The 16,227-nt window shown below is 45.6% G+C and carries 13 protein-coding genes; 6 read left to right on the forward strand and 7 right to left on the reverse strand.

Annotated elements, in window-relative coordinates; genetic code table 11:
- Positions 1-39: 39 nt before the first annotated feature.
- The 5 genes from J4N39_RS06065 to ubiG form a co-directional block, all read right to left on the reverse strand.
- Positions 40-2,358, reverse strand: coding sequence for a glycoside hydrolase family 3 protein (locus J4N39_RS06065; protein WP_252023087.1), 2,319 nt, complete (start codon positions 2,356-2,358; stop codon positions 40-42).
- Between the two features lie 231 nt (positions 2,359-2,589).
- Positions 2,590-2,868: a class I ribonucleotide reductase maintenance protein YfaE gene (gene yfaE / locus J4N39_RS06070; protein ID WP_252023088.1), complete on the reverse strand. Its 279-nt coding sequence runs from the start codon at positions 2,866-2,868 to the stop codon at positions 2,590-2,592.
- Entirely contained in the window at positions 2,868-4,001 is a 1,134-nt protein-coding gene (gene nrdB / locus J4N39_RS06075) for a class Ia ribonucleoside-diphosphate reductase subunit beta (protein ID WP_252023089.1), read from the reverse strand. Before nrdB ends, yfaE begins: the two co-directional genes overlap by 1 nt.
- 74 nt (positions 4,002-4,075) lie before the next feature.
- Complete coding sequence (gene nrdA / locus J4N39_RS06080; RefSeq protein ID WP_252023090.1) at positions 4,076-6,358, reverse strand: class 1a ribonucleoside-diphosphate reductase subunit alpha; 2,283 nt, start codon at positions 6,356-6,358, stop codon at positions 4,076-4,078.
- Positions 6,359-6,814: 456 nt separating this feature from the next.
- On the reverse strand, positions 6,815-7,528 hold the full coding sequence (ubiG, locus tag J4N39_RS06085) for a bifunctional 2-polyprenyl-6-hydroxyphenol methylase/3-demethylubiquinol 3-O-methyltransferase UbiG (protein ID WP_252023091.1): 714 nt from the start codon (positions 7,526-7,528) through the stop codon (positions 6,815-6,817).
- Positions 7,529-7,799: 271 nt separating this feature from the next.
- On the opposite strand from ubiG, the gene gyrA reads away from it, so the two are divergent.
- The 3 genes from gyrA (at position 7,800) to J4N39_RS06100 (ending at position 11,542) form a co-directional block, all read left to right on the forward strand.
- Complete coding sequence (gyrA, locus tag J4N39_RS06090) at positions 7,800-10,421, forward strand: DNA topoisomerase (ATP-hydrolyzing) subunit A (RefSeq protein ID WP_252023092.1); 2,622 nt, start codon at positions 7,800-7,802, stop codon at positions 10,419-10,421.
- Positions 10,422-10,540: 119 nt separating this feature from the next.
- Positions 10,541-11,209, forward strand: coding sequence for a TPR domain-containing protein (locus J4N39_RS06095; RefSeq protein ID WP_252023093.1), 669 nt, complete (start codon positions 10,541-10,543; stop codon positions 11,207-11,209).
- An 87-nt stretch (positions 11,210-11,296) separates the two neighbouring features.
- Entirely contained in the window at positions 11,297-11,542 is a 246-nt protein-coding gene (locus tag J4N39_RS06100; protein ID WP_252023094.1) for a hypothetical protein, read from the forward strand.
- Positions 11,543-11,572: 30 nt separating this feature from the next.
- On the opposite strand, the gene J4N39_RS06105 is transcribed toward J4N39_RS06100, so the two are convergent.
- A complete protein-coding gene (locus J4N39_RS06105) occupies positions 11,573-11,869 on the reverse strand; it encodes a hypothetical protein (RefSeq protein WP_252023095.1) in 297 nt (98 codons plus the stop codon).
- A gap of 218 nt (positions 11,870-12,087) precedes the next feature.
- Entirely contained in the window at positions 12,088-13,512 is a 1,425-nt protein-coding gene (nrfA, locus tag J4N39_RS06110) for an ammonia-forming nitrite reductase cytochrome c552 subunit (RefSeq protein WP_503063858.1), read from the reverse strand.
- A 425-nt stretch (positions 13,513-13,937) separates the two neighbouring features.
- Between nrfA and nrfB the strand changes: the two genes are divergently transcribed.
- Genes nrfB through nrfD form a run of 3 tightly spaced genes read left to right on the forward strand, consistent with a single transcriptional unit; the run spans position 13,938 to position 16,190 of the window.
- On the forward strand, positions 13,938-14,537 hold the full coding sequence (nrfB, locus tag J4N39_RS06115) for a cytochrome c nitrite reductase pentaheme subunit (protein ID WP_252023096.1): 600 nt from the start codon (positions 13,938-13,940) through the stop codon (positions 14,535-14,537).
- A 1-nt stretch (position 14,538) separates the two neighbouring features.
- A complete protein-coding gene (gene nrfC, locus J4N39_RS06120; RefSeq protein WP_252023097.1) occupies positions 14,539-15,240 on the forward strand; it encodes a cytochrome c nitrite reductase Fe-S protein in 702 nt (233 codons plus the stop codon).
- A complete protein-coding gene (nrfD, locus tag J4N39_RS06125) occupies positions 15,237-16,190 on the forward strand; it encodes a cytochrome c nitrite reductase subunit NrfD (protein WP_252023099.1) in 954 nt (317 codons plus the stop codon). Before nrfC ends, nrfD begins: the two co-directional genes overlap by 4 nt.
- The last annotated feature ends 37 nt before the right edge of the window (positions 16,191-16,227 follow it).

Below are 16,227 nucleotides of genomic sequence, written 5' to 3' on the forward strand. Positions count from 1 at the left end.
CTGGCGTTGCTGGTTAGTGGTTATAGGTTTTAGTTAAGCTTAGTTTGAGTAACTTAGACCGTAACCGAATGGGTATAGCGATGCGTCGTTGCCATTGGCATCAGGGTAGCCTTCAGCATCAGAATCTTGGTCGATGATTTGTTGTGCTGTTTTTGCCAGTGCAAATGGTAACTTGCCACTTGGGTTAAACTTACCTGTGATAACGTCCATTAATGCTTCATCTTTCGAGCCGAAAGTCGCTAGGATAGCTCCAGAATCTTTAAGACCACTAGCATCATCCATGACAAATGGCTGGCGGAAGTAGACAGAAAGTACCGTGTTCTCAGCGCCAACTTCGCTCATGACCGCTTTAATATCGTCAAGTGATGGACTGATTTCCCAAGTGTTTGATTGGGCCATGGTGGTAAAGTCCAAAGCACTCACTTCATCAAAGCTCGAACCACCAAACACCAACCAGCCTGTATTTTTATTAGTAACACGAACACGGATCAGGGCGTAGTCACTGCTAGAAGCATCGGCAACTTTGGCACCATCGGTGTTGTCACCTTTTGTGACCGAAAAGCCAGCTTGTTCTGCCGCACTGACGTCAACACCGAGCGTAAACAATTTGGTGCTCGAACCATTGGTTGTTGTTGCAAGTGGTAACACTGGCGCAGAAGCTGAAGCTGGGGTTTCGTTTTTCAACAGAACCACGGCTTTACGCTGAGCGAGTTTAGCCTTTTCTTGTTTGTCTGCGCTGCCAACGATAGCATTCGCTTTGTCTTCATCGACATATGGGTCTTCGAACAAACCAAGCTCAAACTGAACTTTAAGTAGGCGTTTGACCGACTCATCAATGCGAGACTCTTCCACTAAGCCATTTTCGACTAGGCTGCGGATCTCAGCGTTTTCATGGAACCCAGACAGCACGTCTGTGCCAGCATCAATCGCAGTAATCAACTGTTGCTGTTTAGTTTTGTCTTGTAGGCCCCAAGCTCGGTTGTTTTGCATGTTTTTGCTATCGATATCCAGACCTTGGTTAGATTCGCCAATGATGCCTGTATCTGAGTTGATCACCCCTTGGAAACCCAATTGGTCACGCAGCAAGTCTTGCAAAATGCCTTTCGAGAAGGCGATACCGACGTTACCTACAGGGTCGCCTGCATCGGTATCGTTGTTGTATTTGTTAAACGCCACACGTTTAGTATCTAGCACACCATTGTTTTGGTTTAGCACTTCTTCAAGCTGAACTTCTGCGCTGGTGGTTTTATCGGTTCCAACACCAAGAGGAGTATTGTTTTCACTATCACCGTCGCGAGCTGTCCAATCTGAGCCTCCTACCACTCCGTAGTATGGCATTAAGGAAGCAACACCCGCATTAACTGCTGCCTCAAATGGTGCCAAGTGTTTGTTGAATGTAGTCTCACCACCTGGGTAAGTTTGGTGCTGGCCTGCGATGTAGTGTGGGTCTAAACCTAAGAACTGAGGACCGCCACCAGGGAAGTGTTTCATGGTCAGTACGATACTCTTGTCATTCACTTCCTTACCTTGAAGATTTTCGACTAAAGTCGTGATGATATTTGAGGCAAGTTCCGAGTTTTCTGTGAAGGTTTCGTGCACTCGATACCATCTTGGTTCTGTGGCCAAATCGGCCATGTACCCGTACATGCCACGAAGGCCAATGGCATTCCACTCTGCCTGCATTACTCCAGAAAACTCCGCAATCAGGTCCATGTCTTGTGTAGCGGCAAGTCCGGCTTCTTTTGGCCACTCAGAGAAAGCCCCCGCAGAGACGTTAATGCCTGGTTTAGCATTAGGGTCATTGTGGTTACGAGCATTGGACTTAAACAGCACAGGAATACCTAAACGAGTCTTTTCTGCCATCTCTTGCATGGTGTTCATGTAGATAGCAGCTTCTTTAGGACTAATCGGGGCACTTGAACCAAACCCAGTCGGATTTTGAGTTGGATTTCGTTCCTCAGGAGACATAGCGTCGACTTCGTCTTGCGTCAGTACTGGGTTGCGGAAAATGAAACGATTCATCTTCTGGTCTTGCACGTATCCAGCGTGGAAATCACTGACACTGCCTTCGCCTAACGCATTAAGAGTGTCGATCAGCATCATGCCGACTTTTTCTTCCAGCGTCATTTGTGAAACGAGATCATCGATACGCTTGCTGACGCTGTTGCGCCAATCTTCATAGATATCGAGCTCGCCATTCTTGTTGAGATCTTTAAATTGGTAACCATCAACAGTCAGCATGTTTACGGTACGAGAAGCGACGTTAGCTTGGTCGCTTACGTTCACAGTGGAGTCATCGTCACAGCCGCTAAGAATAACAGCTAGAGCAATAGGGGTAAGGGCAAATATTTTTTTCATAGGGGGGTTAACCTTATATTGCGTTCACTTCATATTGGACATGACGAGCATATAGAAATGACGATATTGGTTAACCAAAAATGTCTATGTAGTCGATCTAGGTCAACCAGTATTTAAGAACTGGTCACCCTGATCACACTTTTTAGAGGATAAATTTTGCGGAAGATCACGTAACAAAAAAAGCTGAACACCAAGGTGCTCAGCTTTTTAAGGTTATTGAGAAAAGGAGTGTTACGCTCGCTCTCTCTTTAACTGGTAGTTGACGTTAGACAGTGTAACGTCCGATTTTGCCTTACAAATACAGGGCAAAATTTCATTGGGCTGGACAAATGCCATCGCAAAACCAACATACTCAACGTCTCCTGCATCAAGGTTGCAGCGGCATGCGCCACAATGCCCGTCGCGGCAGTTGTATTCAACTTCCATCCCAGCACTTTCCATTGCTTCGAGCAACGTCTGTGATGCTTGAGATTTGATTGCTGAGATCTTATTGATTTTGACCGAATGCATTACAGCTCAAAGTCCTCAAAGTCATCTTCAGAGACTTCGTTATCAATCTGACCGACTAGGTAAGAACTGATCTCTGCTTCTTGAGGTGCAACTTGAACGTTATCTGATGATAACCAAGCGTTAATCCAAGGGATTGGGTTGCTGGTCGCTTCAGGATAAGCCACACCAAGGCCAACCGCTTGCATACGGATGTTGGTAATGTACTCAACGTACTGACACAAGATGTCCTTGTTAAGGCCGATCATTGAACCGTCTTTGAATAGGTATTCTGCCCACTCTTTTTCTTGTTCGGCGGCGTCTTTAAATAGGTCAAAGCACTCTTGTTTACACTCTTCTGCGATTTGCATGAAGCTGAAATCGTCTTGACCATTGCGCAAAATGTTAATCATGTGCTGTGTGCCAGTGAGGTGAAGTGCTTCATCACGAGCGATAAGCTTGATGATTTTCGCATTACCTTCCATTAGCTCACGCTCAGCAAACGCAAATGAACATGCGAAACTTACGTAGAAACGAATTGCTTCTAGAGCATTTACCGACATCAGACACAGGTAAAGCTTCTTCTTCAGTTCATGAAGGCTGATGTTCACTGTTTCGCCATTGATTTGGTGTTCACCAACACCGTAGCGGTGGTAATCGTTGGTCAACTGAATCAGGTCATCGTAGTAATGAGCAATGTCTTCAGCACGCTTTAGGATGTGCTCATTTTCGACGATATCGTCAAACACCACACCTGGATCATTCACAATGTTACGGATGATATGGGTGTATGAACGAGAGTGAATCGTCTCAGAGAAAGACCAAGTTTCAATCCAAGTTTCAACTTCTGGCAGTGATACTAACGGCAGAAGCGCAACGTTAGGGCTACGGCCTTGGATAGAATCTAGCAGTGTTTGATACTTTAGGTTCGAGATGAAGATGTGCTTTTCATGCTCTGGAAGCTTGTTGTAGTCGATGCGATCGCTTGATACATCGACTTCTTCTGGACGCCAGAAGAAAGAAAGCTGCTTCTCAATAAGTTTTTCAAAAACTTCAAATTTTTGCTGATCGTAACGCGCTACGTTCACCGGTTGACCGAGGAACATAGGTTCTTTTAGTTGATCGTTTTTGGTACGAGTAAAAGTACTGTAAGCCATGGATACCAATTCCTAATTAAGAGTCAACCTGAGCACTTTGTTAGCTCAGGTTGATATAAATTCCAACCGAGTGATTAAATCTTACAACCGCCGCCTGCGCAGTCATCTTCTTGCGCCGCTGCTGCGCCAGATTGCTCATCTTTCGCACCATCACGAGTATTATGGTAGTAAAGCGTCTTAACACCGTATTTGTATGTTAGCAGCAGATCTTGGATAAGCTGTTTCATAGGCACTTTACCGCTTGGGTAAACGCTTGGGTCGTAGTTGGTATTCGCCGAGATCGCTTGGTCAACAAATTTCTGCATTAAGCCAACCAATTGTAGGTAACCTTGGTTAGAAGGAATTGTCCAAAGCAGCTCGTAATTATCTTTTAGGCGAGTGTACTCAGGCACAACTTGCTTCAGGATGCCGTCTTTCGATGCTTTCACCGATACGAAGCCACGAGGTGGCTCGATGCCGTTGGTGGCATTTGAGATCTGAGAAGAGGTCTCTGATGGCATTAAGGCCGTCAGTGTTGAGTTACGAAGACCGTGGGTCTTGATCTCTTCACGCAGCGCTTCCCAGTCGTAATGCAGTGGTTCGTCACAGAAATCATCGAGAGACTTCTTGTAAGTATCAATTGGCAAAATGCCTTGAGAGTACTTAGTTTCGTTGAACGACGGACACGCACCTTGCTCTTTCGCAAGCTCTAGAGAGGCGTTCAATAGGTAGTATTGAATCGCTTCGAAAGTACGGTGAGTTAGGTTATTTGCGCTGCCGTCAGAGTATTTCACACCGTTTTTCGCTAAGTAGTAAGCGTAGTTAATCACACCAACACCTAGAGTACGGCGGTTCATCGTTGACTTGTAAGCCGCTGGAAGCGGGTAGTCTTGGTAATCTAGCAGTGCATCTAGCGCACGTACGACTAGCTGAGACAGTTCTTTAAGCTCAGAAAGGTCTTCAATAGCACCTAGGTTAAACGCAGACAGTGTACATAGTGCGATTTCACCTGAGTCATCTTCAACGTTAGCCAAAGGCTTAGTTGGAAGTGCGATCTCAAGGCAAAGGTTTGACTGACGTACTGGCGCAACACTTGGGTCAAACGGGCTATGAGTATTACAGTGGTCAACGTGTTGAATGTAGATACGACCAGTTGACGCACGTTCTTGAAGAAGCAGTGAGAACAGCTCTACCGCTTTCACCGTTTCTTTCTTAATAGACTCGTCTTGTTCGTACTTCACGTACAGCTCTTCAAATTTCTCTTGGTCTTCGAAGAATGCATCGTATAGACCTGGAACATCAGAAGGCGAGAATAGTGTGATGTTGCCACCTTCAATCAGGCGAGAGTACATCAGCTTATTGAGTTGAACGCCGTAATCCATGTGACGAACACGGTTCTCTTCAACACCACGGTTGTTTTTCAGCACCATTAGTGATTGAACTTCACCATGCCACATTGGGTAGAATACCGTCGCCGCACCGCCACGAACACCACCTTGAGAACAGCATTTCACTGCTGTTTGGAAGTATTTGTAGAACGGAATACAACCAGTATGGAAAGCTTCACCACCACGGATTTCAGAGCCTAGTGCACGGATACGACCTGCGTTGATGCCGATACCAGCGCGTTGCGATACGTAACGTACGATAGAGCTTGCCGTTGCATTGATTGAATCAAGGCTATCACCACATTCGATCAGTACACATGAGCTGAACTGACGAGTCGGAGTACGTACGCCCGACATGATTGGTGTTGGTAGAGAAATCTTGAATTGAGACGTTGCGTCATAAAAACGCTTTACGTAATCCAGACGAGTCTCTTTCGGGTAGTTAGCAAATAGGCACGCTGAAACTAGGATGTAAAGGAACTGCGCACTCTCATAAATTTCGCCACTTACACGGTTCTGGACGAAGTATTTGCCTTCTAGCTGCTTAACTGCAGCGTAAGAGAAGTTCATATCACGGCTGTGATCGATAAACCCATTAAGGACTTCAAACTCTTCACGAGTGTAGTCTTCTAATAGGTGCTTATCGTATTTGCCAGTATCGACAAGTTTTGCAACGTGATCGTAAAGCGTCGGTGGCTCAAATTGGCCATACGCTTTTTTACGTAGATGGAAAACCGCTAGGCGAGCTGCTAGGTACTGGTAATCTGGCGTCTCTTCTGAGATCAGATCGGCAGCTGCTTTGATAATGGTTTCGTGGATATCTGATGTAGTGATGCCATCATAAAACTGGATATGAGACTTTAGTTCCACTTGCGAAACAGAAACGTTATCTAGGCCTTCCGCAGCCCAAGTGATAACGCGGTGGATCTTATCCAGATCAATGATTTCTTGGCGACCATCACGTTTGGTCACGCGCAGTTGTTGATTCATTCTGACGAATTTCCCTAAGAAAACTGGTTAAAGCCGTATTTATATGTAATTTTTGTAAGGCTTGCTGCCGGCTTTGTGATCAGCATCCACACTAAGTATAGGTCATAACCACTATATATGGTGGTGCATCAGCAAGCGAGTTACAAGATAGTGCGTGTAGGGGAGATTTTCAAGTTTGATAAAACGAATAGCTTGTGGATAACCTATGACTTAAATCTTTAACGTAAGTAGTCACTAACCTATGAGTTAAGGTCAACTTTATTGCCGTAAAATGTCAATTCCAAGGTTGATTTAATTCTAACCAGTCAAAAAAATATTTTGCTTGATCTTTAGGGTAAATTTGGCTGTAGCCCTTGCTGTATAAAGCGTGCGCAAAAGTTAAATAAAATGATAAAAAAGGAGGCAATCGCCTCCTTTTTGTACACTGGGTCACATTTGAATCATGTGGAAAAATTTCTACAAACTTTTTTGCGTAGCGACGATGTAGTTCACATCTACGTTGCTGCCTAGACGATAGCTATCATTCAACAAGTTGTAGTGCAATCCAGTGATAGACTGTTCGATAAGATCTGTTTGATCAATCATTTTCATTAGCTCAGCTGGGCGAATGAACTTGCCATGATCATGAGTACCTTTAGGCACGATCTTCATGATGTGCTCGGCACCTACAATAGCAAACAGGTAGGATTTCATATTGCGGTTAAGCGTTGAGAAGAATACGTGACCACCTGGCTTTACGAGTTGGCAACATGATTGAATCACCGACAACGGATCAGGGACGTGCTCTAGCATCTCCATACAAGTCACCACATCATACTGGCCACGATGTAGTTCGGCATGCTCTTCCACAGTGCATTGCACATATTCAACATTCTTGGTGCCAGTTTCCAAAGCATGCAGCCTAGCGACTTCTAACGGCTCAGCGCCCATATCAAGGCCAGTGACTTGCGCACCTTGGTTGGCCATACTTTCGGCGAGAATGCCACCACCACAGCCAACGTCCAACGCCTTTTTACCAAACAAACCGCCACTTTTGTCCATCACGTAGCCTAAACGTAACGGGTTGATTTGGTGTAAAGGTTTAAACTCGCCTTCGAGGTCCCACCAACGTGAGGCCATTTCTTCGAACTTCTTAATCTCGGCAGGGTCGACGTTTACTTGCTGTGACATAGTATCCATTGTGCTTATTTGTGTTGGTAATTCACTATACTCACTCCCTATAGAAGGTCAATTTAATATCTTGAATGCGGCGATGAATGAAGTGGTTAAAATTCAGACATATAGCTATTTATTGTGTAAATAGTCGGCGATTGAATCGCAACAGAGCTCACAACCTGATAAAAGCGTAGGGAAACAGATGCCGAGAAGGGGATTTGTGTGTTATATTTTCCGACCTTATACGTATCAAAAAAATACGAGACACTAGAGGGATAATGGCTCTATGAGCGATCTAGCTAAAGAGATCACGCCCGTCAATATCGAAGATGAGCTACGAGGTTCGTACCTAGACTACGCGATGTCTGTAATCGTGGGTCGTGCTCTTCCTGATGTGCGTGATGGCCTGAAACCAGTACACCGCCGCGTTTTGTTCGCGATGAATGTACTAGGCAACGATTGGAATAAACCATATAAAAAATCTGCCCGTGTTGTTGGCGACGTAATCGGTAAATATCACCCACACGGTGATAGTGCGGTGTACGATACGATCGTACGTATGGCGCAGCCATTCTCGCTACGTTACATGCTAGTCGATGGTCAAGGTAACTTTGGCTCGATCGATGGCGACTCAGCGGCAGCAATGCGTTACACCGAAGTTCGCATGGCGAAAATTGCCCATGAACTTCTGGCTGACCTAGACAAAGAAACCGTGGACTACGTACCAAACTATGATGGTACAGAGCAGATCCCAGCGGTTCTTCCAACTAAGATTCCTAACCTATTGGTGAACGGTGCTTCTGGTATCGCAGTAGGTATGGCAACCAACATCCCACCGCACAACCTTGGTGAAGTGATTGATGGCTGTCTGGCTTACATCAATAATGAAGAGATCACTATTGATGAGCTAATCGATTATATTCCGGGTCCAGACTTCCCAACCGCAGCATTGATCAGCGGCCGTAAAGGCATCATCGATGCGTACAAAACGGGTCGTGGCAAAATCTACATGCGTGCTAAAGCGGAAGTAGAAGCTGACAAGAATGGCAAAGAGACCATCATTGTTACTGAGATCCCATACCAAGTGAACAAAGCGCGTCTGATTGAAAAGATCGCCGACTTGGTAAAAGAGAAGCGTGTTGAAGGCATCAGTGCACTGCGTGATGAGTCTGATAAAGACGGTATGCGCATTGTTATCGAATGTAAGCGTGATGCAGTGGGCGAAGTGGTGCTTAACAACCTTTACGCAAACACTCAGCTACAAAGCACATTCGGCATCAACATGGTAGCTCTAGACAACGGCCAGCCTAAGCTATTCAACCTGAAAGAGATGTTGAAATGCTTCGTTGACCACCGTCGTGAAGTGGTTACTCGCCGTACTATCTTTGAACTACGCAAAGCTCGTGACCGTGCTCATATCCTTGAAGGTCTAGCGCTAGCACTGGCCAACATCGATGAGATCATTGAATTAATCCGTCGTGCGCCAACCCCTGCTGAAGCGAAAGCCGGCCTAACCTCTCGTGGTTGGGATCTAGGTAACGTTGCAGCAATGCTAGAACGTGCTGGTACTGATGCAGCTCGTCCAGAGTGGCTAGAGCCGCAATTTGGTATCCGTGATGGTCAGTACTTCCTGACTGAACAACAAGCGCAAGCGATTCTAGATCTACGTCTACAGAAACTGACCGGCCTTGAGCACGAGAAGATCCTAGACGAGTACAAAGGTCTACTTGATGAAATCGCTGAGCTAATGCACATCCTTGCGAGCACAGAGCGCTTGATGGAAGTTATCCGTGAAGAGCTAGAAGCCGTTCGCGAAGGTTTTGCTGATGAGCGCCGTACCGAAATCACTGCTGCGAGCCATGACATCGACATGGAAGAGCTGATTGCTCAAGAAGATGTTGTAGTAACGCTATCTCATGAAGGTTACGTTAAGTATCAGCTACTAAGCGACTACGAAGCACAGCGTCGTGGTGGTAAAGGTAAGAGCGCAACTAAGATGAAAGATGAAGATTACATCGAACGTCTGCTCGTTGCGAACACCCACGATAACATTCTATGTTTCTCAACTCGTGGTAAGACTTACCGTCTGAAAGTTTACCAACTACCACAAGCGAGCCGCACAGCACGTGGTAAGCCAATCGTTAACATCCTTCCACTAGAAGATGATGAACGTATCACAGCTATCCTACCGGTATCTGAGTTCTCTGCAGACAAGTACATCTTCATGGCGACTGGTGACGGTACCGTTAAGAAGACTTCACTAGATCAGTTTGCGAACGTACGTGCTAATGGTCTGATTGCAGTAAACCTACGTGACGATGACTCATTGATTGGTGTTGATATCACCGACGGTGACTCAGACATCATGCTGTTCTCTCAATCAGGCAAAGTGGTTCGTTTCAACGAACAGCACGTACGTGCAATGGGCCGTACAGCGTCTGGTGTACGTGGTATGAAGCTGCCTGAAGGCGATAAAGTGGTGTCACTGATCGTTCCTCGTGGCGAAGGCGACATTCTAACTGTGACGCAAAATGGTTACGGTAAACGTACTGAGCAAGCAGAATACCCGACTAAGGGCCGTGCAACCCAAGGTGTTGTATCGATCAAGGTATCTGAGCGTAACGGTAGCGTAGTCGGTGCTGTACAGGTTGAAGAAGGCGATGAATTCATGATGATCACGGATGCAGGTACGTTAGTTCGTACTCGTGTCGGTGAGGTGAGCCAAGTGGGCCGTAATACCCAAGGTGTTACGCTGATCCGTACTGGTGAAGATGAAAACGTAGTAGCCCTTCAGCGCATCGAAGAGATCGAAGAAGCGGAATTGCCAGAAGGCGAAGAAGCTGAAGCGAGCGAAGAGACCACAGCGCAAGCACCAACAGAATCTTCTTCTGAAGGTGACGAAGAGTAATCTTCTTACGAGTTGTAACAAACCGGACCAAATGGTCCGGTTTTTTTTGCTCTGAATAGCAAAACTGTTGGTGATATTTCGGTAGAATGCCGTCAGTTGAACAGTTTGGCATTAAAATTATGGAACCGCTTTCCTCTCAGTTTCCAATTGCCGCAATACTTGTGGCCTGTACTTTCGTCATCACCTTGCTTATTGCAGTGGTGTTCACCGCACGTAGGCTAGAGCGCCCGGACTTTCGTCTCTCAGTCACTATTGCAGGGTCGGTGAGCCTATTGGCCTTATTGGTATGGCTGCCACTTGCACCTACACCCCCTACAGAGCATGAGCAAGCCCAAGCGGCTAAAACGCTTGATCAGGCAATGGAAGAAGTGCAGCAAACTCTACGAGATAACCCAAACGATGCAGTTGCTTGGTTCGAGCTAGGGCAAGGTTACTTAGAACAAAGTGACTTCTCTGCGGCGTCGACTTGCTTTGATTATGCTATTCGTTTGAGCGAACAACCTAATGCGGCGCACTATTCAGCCAAAGCAACCGCAGACTATTACTTATCCAATCAGAACATCAAGCCTGCAATCCAGAGGTTGTTGGACACAGCATTGTCAATCAATTCAACCGATCGAACGGCGCTGACGCTAATGGCTAACGATCACTTCATCAGTTTTCGCTATCAAGAGGCAATTCAACTGTGGGAGCGACTGTTAGATTCGAAGCAAAAGAATCTCGATCGAGCAGCTATCATTCATTCGATTAATCAAGCTAGAGCCTTAGTTAAAGGAAGTGGCTCTTAACAGGGGCAAAAAGATCAAATTCTACTGGTAGCTATAGGGTATTCGATATAGAGTGACGCCGATATACGAACCAGAAGAGAATTGAAAATGTTCAGTGACGATAAAATCATCGATAACTTGACCGAACTTGAAGCATTCCTAATTGCTGTTGAAAGCGGTGCTTTAGGTCTTAACAATATTGCAGGCGTTGCAATGGCGACCAGCAATAAAGATGGTCGTCATTTTGTGGCGGTATTGGATGATAAACACGAGTTGCTTCTCGCTCGTTGGGTGACAGACGAGATCTTCCAAACAGGCCAAGACCTAGTTCGAAACGGCCCACGTAAAAACTAAATAAAAGTCCCGACCAAGAGGTCGGGATTTTTATTTCAGTATCTCAATGCATTCGCTGTACGACGGATGGTCTCCGACGCCGATATTCCACAGTCTTTTCGAAGCAAAGAAAGCAAATTTTGGATCGGAAGGGTAGAGTGAGGTGCGGTGATTCTTCTTTGCGATATAAATTGATCGCATTTCACTGAGCTCGTCTCCAACGATATAGCGAGAAGCGACACACAGTTCGGCAAGCCCTTCATGAGCGTAAGCATAGATCTCGCTATTAGTAATATTGGCTGAGCTTAAACTTGGCATCAGTGCCAGAAGTAAGGTGTATTTGCGCATCAGTGATTCTCTACAAAAGGTAACAATCCATTCCGAGTTGTAGTAGTTCCATTACGAGTGCGACGAGATGATAATAGGTATTACGTTAAACTTGGTTAAGATAAAGTCAATATGATGCCTGATACACCAAAAGATGACCAAAAAAAGCCGCCCGATGGGGCGGCTAAGTTTTGATACCCATACCAACAAATTAAGGTGTTGGTATAAGGTTGGCAATATTAGTATTTGCTCTCTCTAAGTTCGGCTTTCTTATCCCACTCAGGTACAACCGTCTCTAAGAAGTGCTGCTTCTCGGCATTGAGCTTATCCATAGGCATGCCTAGGGCTTTTTGCGCCGCTTCTTTGGTCGAAATATCAGGAATTTCGATTGGGTCTGTGATGCCTTTAGTTGCAAGTAGTCGTACTAACTTAGTACGAGCATCTGCTGCTCTGTCGACAGCAGTGCCTAGCACTTCAAGTGCAACTTCAGGCGCATGCATGTGAACACCATGAGAGGCGATCGCGTAATCCCAGCGCCACTGTGCATGACGGATATCTTGAAGGATGTCTGCCATTTCAGCTTCTGTCGCACCAGCATCCCACGCCGCACCTGCTTCGAAGTGCGCTGCCACGATTTGTTTCTCAGCAGTTAGCTTCATGTTAGCCACTTGCGCTTTACGAGTTGAAACTACGCCTTGCAGCATTTCCTTAGACTGGGTGTGACAGTTTGCACAAGTATCTTCGAAGCGATCAAATGGGTTACCCACTTTGTGGTCGGTATACACCGTACCGTCTTCTTTGGTCACTTTAGGCATGTGACAGTCTACACACACAACGCCATTTTTGCCGTGGATACCATCACGCCAAGTTTCGTAACCTGGGTGTTGGGCTTTTAGCATTGGCGCTTTGGATACTTTATGGGTCCAGTCTTTGAAATTGAGCGCATCGTAGTATTGCTCCATTTCATCCACAGTGGTGCCCATATCCCAAGGGAACTTAACCGCCTTAGTTGGTCCGGTGAAGTAGTATTCAACATGACATTGAGCACACACAGATGCTTGTTGGTCGAGACGAGACTGCTTATCGAAATCCTTGCCGATGGCTTGGAATGCACGCTCTACGTAAGGACGAGTGAGCGCTAGTGCAGGCTCTCCATTTTTGAACTCTTCGCTACGAGTGTCATGACAATCCGAACAGCCGATTGGGTTAACGATTTCATGGCCTAGACGAGCCCATTTCCCACTGAAGTAGCCGTCTTCACCTCGCTCGTCGATAACACGAGCGACGTCAGGGCTTTTACAGCTCCAACACGCCATAGGCATAGGGCCAGAGTTTTCGTCGGTAGGTCCGCCAGTACGAAGAGTGTTGCGCACGTCATCAAGTGCGTAGAAGTGTCCACGAGCCTTGTTGTAGTCTTTAGCGAAGCCATAGCCTGCCCACATGATCACCATATTCGGGTCATGAGCCAGTGCGTCTTCTATTTCTTCACTTTGCTCAGTGGCTTTCCAAGATTGGTATTGATCCGGATGGTTTTGTTCAAACGCATCATTACGTGGATCAACTAAGCCTTTGTTTTCAGATGCAGCCAAGCAAGCGCCACCAAACAAGTAGCCAGTGCTTAGGATCATGACTGCGACTGAATTGCGTATCCAGTGCTTGTTCACGGTGTATTCTCCATTCTATTTTTTATTTAACCAGCGTTGTGAAGCAGGAAACCAAAATAACAATTGGAGAACTAAATCAATAATAGTTAGAAATTTGAATCTTTAAAGTGCCTTAATATTAATCGTTGTTTTAGATCAATTTAACTAGGTGATCTAGCCCACACCTGCTTATCTATACCCCTAAAGTGGTAGATTTTAAGTTTATTTATTTCAAATACTTAGTTTGGTTAACCTTAATAAAACTAGTGATATAGTTCACTATTTGAACAATGATAGTGTGAATTCATAAAACAAGAGGAATATAATTCTGTTGAATAGCGTTGTGGCTTATCCGAAATAATAATTGATATCATTTAGGGTTATTTTAAATAGCTCTTATATCACTGGTTTTGCCAAATATAATTTGGCGTAAGGAATGGATAAACATGGGCAATATTAAGTTGACCATAGCCACAATGCTCAAGTCTTTGCTTGTCATTTGTGCCTTTGGGCTATCAATTAATAATGTTGCAGCTGATGCCACTGACTCAGGAGCGCAGGCGGATTCAACACGCCATAAGGTGGAGTTGATTCGCGATCCAGATTACAAATGCACACAGTGTCATAAGGATGCGAAACAAACATTATTTGGTTCTCACGGGGAGGATGCTCAAGCCATTCTCGGGCGTGAGGTAAATTGTACTGAGTGTCACAATAATATCGGGCCAAACCACCGTGAAGGTGCGCCAGATATCACCAAACATTCTGCCGCACAATCTCAGGCTGGTAGTAACAAACAGCTGCTGAGCCATAGCCAAATCCTATCTGCTAACACCCAATGTACCGATTGTCATCAACCCGAGTATCTACGTGAAGACAGTTGGACGCATGACGTTCACGCCACCAATCTAACCTGTTCTAACTGTCACGTTGTACATGGGGAGAAAGAAGGTGTGTTGAACAAAGACCGTAAAGGCAAAATCAAGATGTGTGTTGATTGTCACTCGGATATAACGAAGTTGAAAGCGCTTCAGGAGGGCAAATAATATGAGCTGTTCCAGAAGAAACTTTCTTACCGGTGCGGGTGCTGTGATTATGACGACAGGCCTTGCAGGCACTGCTGTTGTCAGTGGCCGTTCCCAAGCCTACGACGATGTTTATGAAGACATCTATGAATTTAAAAAGCTGGGCATGGTTTACGATGAAACCGCTTGTATTGGTTGCACCGCTTGTACCGATGCTTGCCGTGAAGTAAACAATGTGCCGGAAGGGGTATCTCGATTAGAGATCACTCGTAGCGAAGTGCAAGGAGAATACCCGAACGCTGATTACCAGTTTGACCGCATTTCTTGTCAGCATTGTGAAAACGCCCCTTGCGTTTATGTCTGCCCAACAGGAGCAGCGTATAAAGATCCTTCCACTGGCATTGTCGATGTTCATCAAGATAAATGTGTCGGCTGTGGTTACTGCTTACTGGCTTGCCCATATCAAGTTCGATTCTTCCACCCAGAGACCAAATCAGCAGATAAATGTAATTTCTGCCGCGATACTAATCTGGCGGAAGGTAAATTACCGGCTTGTGTTGAATCTTGTCCAACCAAAGCGCTCACTTTTGGTGATTTAAACGATCCTAACAGTGATGTAAATAAGGTTATTGAGTCGAAAACCGTTTACCGAGACAAAGTGCATTTAGGTACTAAGCCTCAGTTGTACAAAGTCGCCCATGAGAAAGGGGAGGTGAAGTCATGAGTTGGCAAGAAGCATTTGCACATGGCACGGTAGTGTGGGATTGGATCATCGCCATCTACTTGTTCCTAGCTGGTATGTCGGCGGGTGCTGTGATGATATCTATTTATCTTAAGCGCAATATCATCGATGGTGATGCTGCTGATAATGGGATCATTAAAGCTACGGCTTGGCTCGCACCGTTTGGCATCATCGCAGGTTTATTGATCCTGGTTTTCCACCTGACTAAACCTCTGTCATTTTGGAAGATAATGATCTTCTACAACCCAACATCAATCATGTCGATGGGTGTGATTCTATTCCAGCTATACATGATTGTGTTGTTTATCTGGATTGGCATCATCTACCGACCTTTGGTGAACCGTTATCTTGGTGAGAAGCTGCCATTTATTGACGGGCTATTGAAAGGCTTTGCTCGGTTTGAAAATGCCATTGAGCTGTCACTCGCCTTTATGGCTGTGGTATTGGCTGCATATACTGGCTTCCTGCTTTCAGCGCTGCAAACATTCCCAATGCTAAATAACCCAGTACTACCTGTGCTGTTCTTGTTCTCGAGTTTATCATCGGGCGCAGCGGCGTGTATGTTGTTTGGTGTGATAGTGTTTAAGGAATCGGCAAGCAGTCCTAGTGTAAGCTGGGTACATAGATTTGAACGACCAGTAGTGATGTTTGAACTCTTTGTACTGGTAGCTTTCTTCTCAGGACTTATCTTGAGTGGTGGGCAAGCAGAATTGTCCGCTTGGAATGCTTTAACAGGAGCATTTTGGTCAGGTTGGTTCTGGTATGGAGTGATCTTGCTTGGCATGTTGGCACCGCTAACACTCAATGCCGTTACACCAGAAGGTGTAAGACACAGCCCAGTGTTTATTTTGTTGGTCACTACGATGAGTCTAGTTGGCGTATTGATGCTGCGAACCTTCGTACTCTACGCCGGTCAGCTAACCATTGTGTAATCAAATGGCCCCTTGTTAACTCAAGGGGCGTTTAAAA

The sequence above is a fragment of the Vibrio sp. SCSIO 43136 genome, from assembly GCF_023716565.1.
GTDB lineage: Bacteria > Pseudomonadota > Gammaproteobacteria > Enterobacterales > Vibrionaceae > Vibrio.

Coding starts and splice junctions, on each gene's coding strand:
- nrfD (WP_252023099.1), top strand. CDS start 15,237: ATGAGTTGGCAAGAAGCATTTGCACATGGCACGGTAGTGTGGGATTGG.
- nrfB (WP_252023096.1), top strand. CDS start 13,938: ATGGGCAATATTAAGTTGACCATAGCCACAATGCTCAAGTCTTTGCTT.
- J4N39_RS06095 (WP_252023093.1), top strand. CDS start 10,541: ATGGAACCGCTTTCCTCTCAGTTTCCAATTGCCGCAATACTTGTGGCC.
- nrfC (WP_252023097.1), top strand. CDS start 14,539: ATGAGCTGTTCCAGAAGAAACTTTCTTACCGGTGCGGGTGCTGTGATT.
- ubiG (WP_252023091.1), bottom strand. CDS start 7,528: ATGTCACAGCAAGTAAACGTCGACCCTGCCGAGATTAAGAAGTTCGAA.
- J4N39_RS06100 (WP_252023094.1), top strand. CDS start 11,297: ATGTTCAGTGACGATAAAATCATCGATAACTTGACCGAACTTGAAGCA.
- yfaE (WP_252023088.1), bottom strand. CDS start 2,868: ATGCATTCGGTCAAAATCAATAAGATCTCAGCAATCAAATCTCAAGCA.
- nrdB (WP_252023089.1), bottom strand. CDS start 4,001: ATGGCTTACAGTACTTTTACTCGTACCAAAAACGATCAACTAAAAGAA.
- nrdA (WP_252023090.1), bottom strand. CDS start 6,358: ATGAATCAACAACTGCGCGTGACCAAACGTGATGGTCGCCAAGAAATC.
- J4N39_RS06065 (WP_252023087.1), bottom strand. CDS start 2,358: ATGAAAAAAATATTTGCCCTTACCCCTATTGCTCTAGCTGTTATTCTT.
- gyrA (WP_252023092.1), top strand. CDS start 7,800: ATGAGCGATCTAGCTAAAGAGATCACGCCCGTCAATATCGAAGATGAG.
- J4N39_RS06105 (WP_252023095.1), bottom strand. CDS start 11,869: ATGCGCAAATACACCTTACTTCTGGCACTGATGCCAAGTTTAAGCTCA.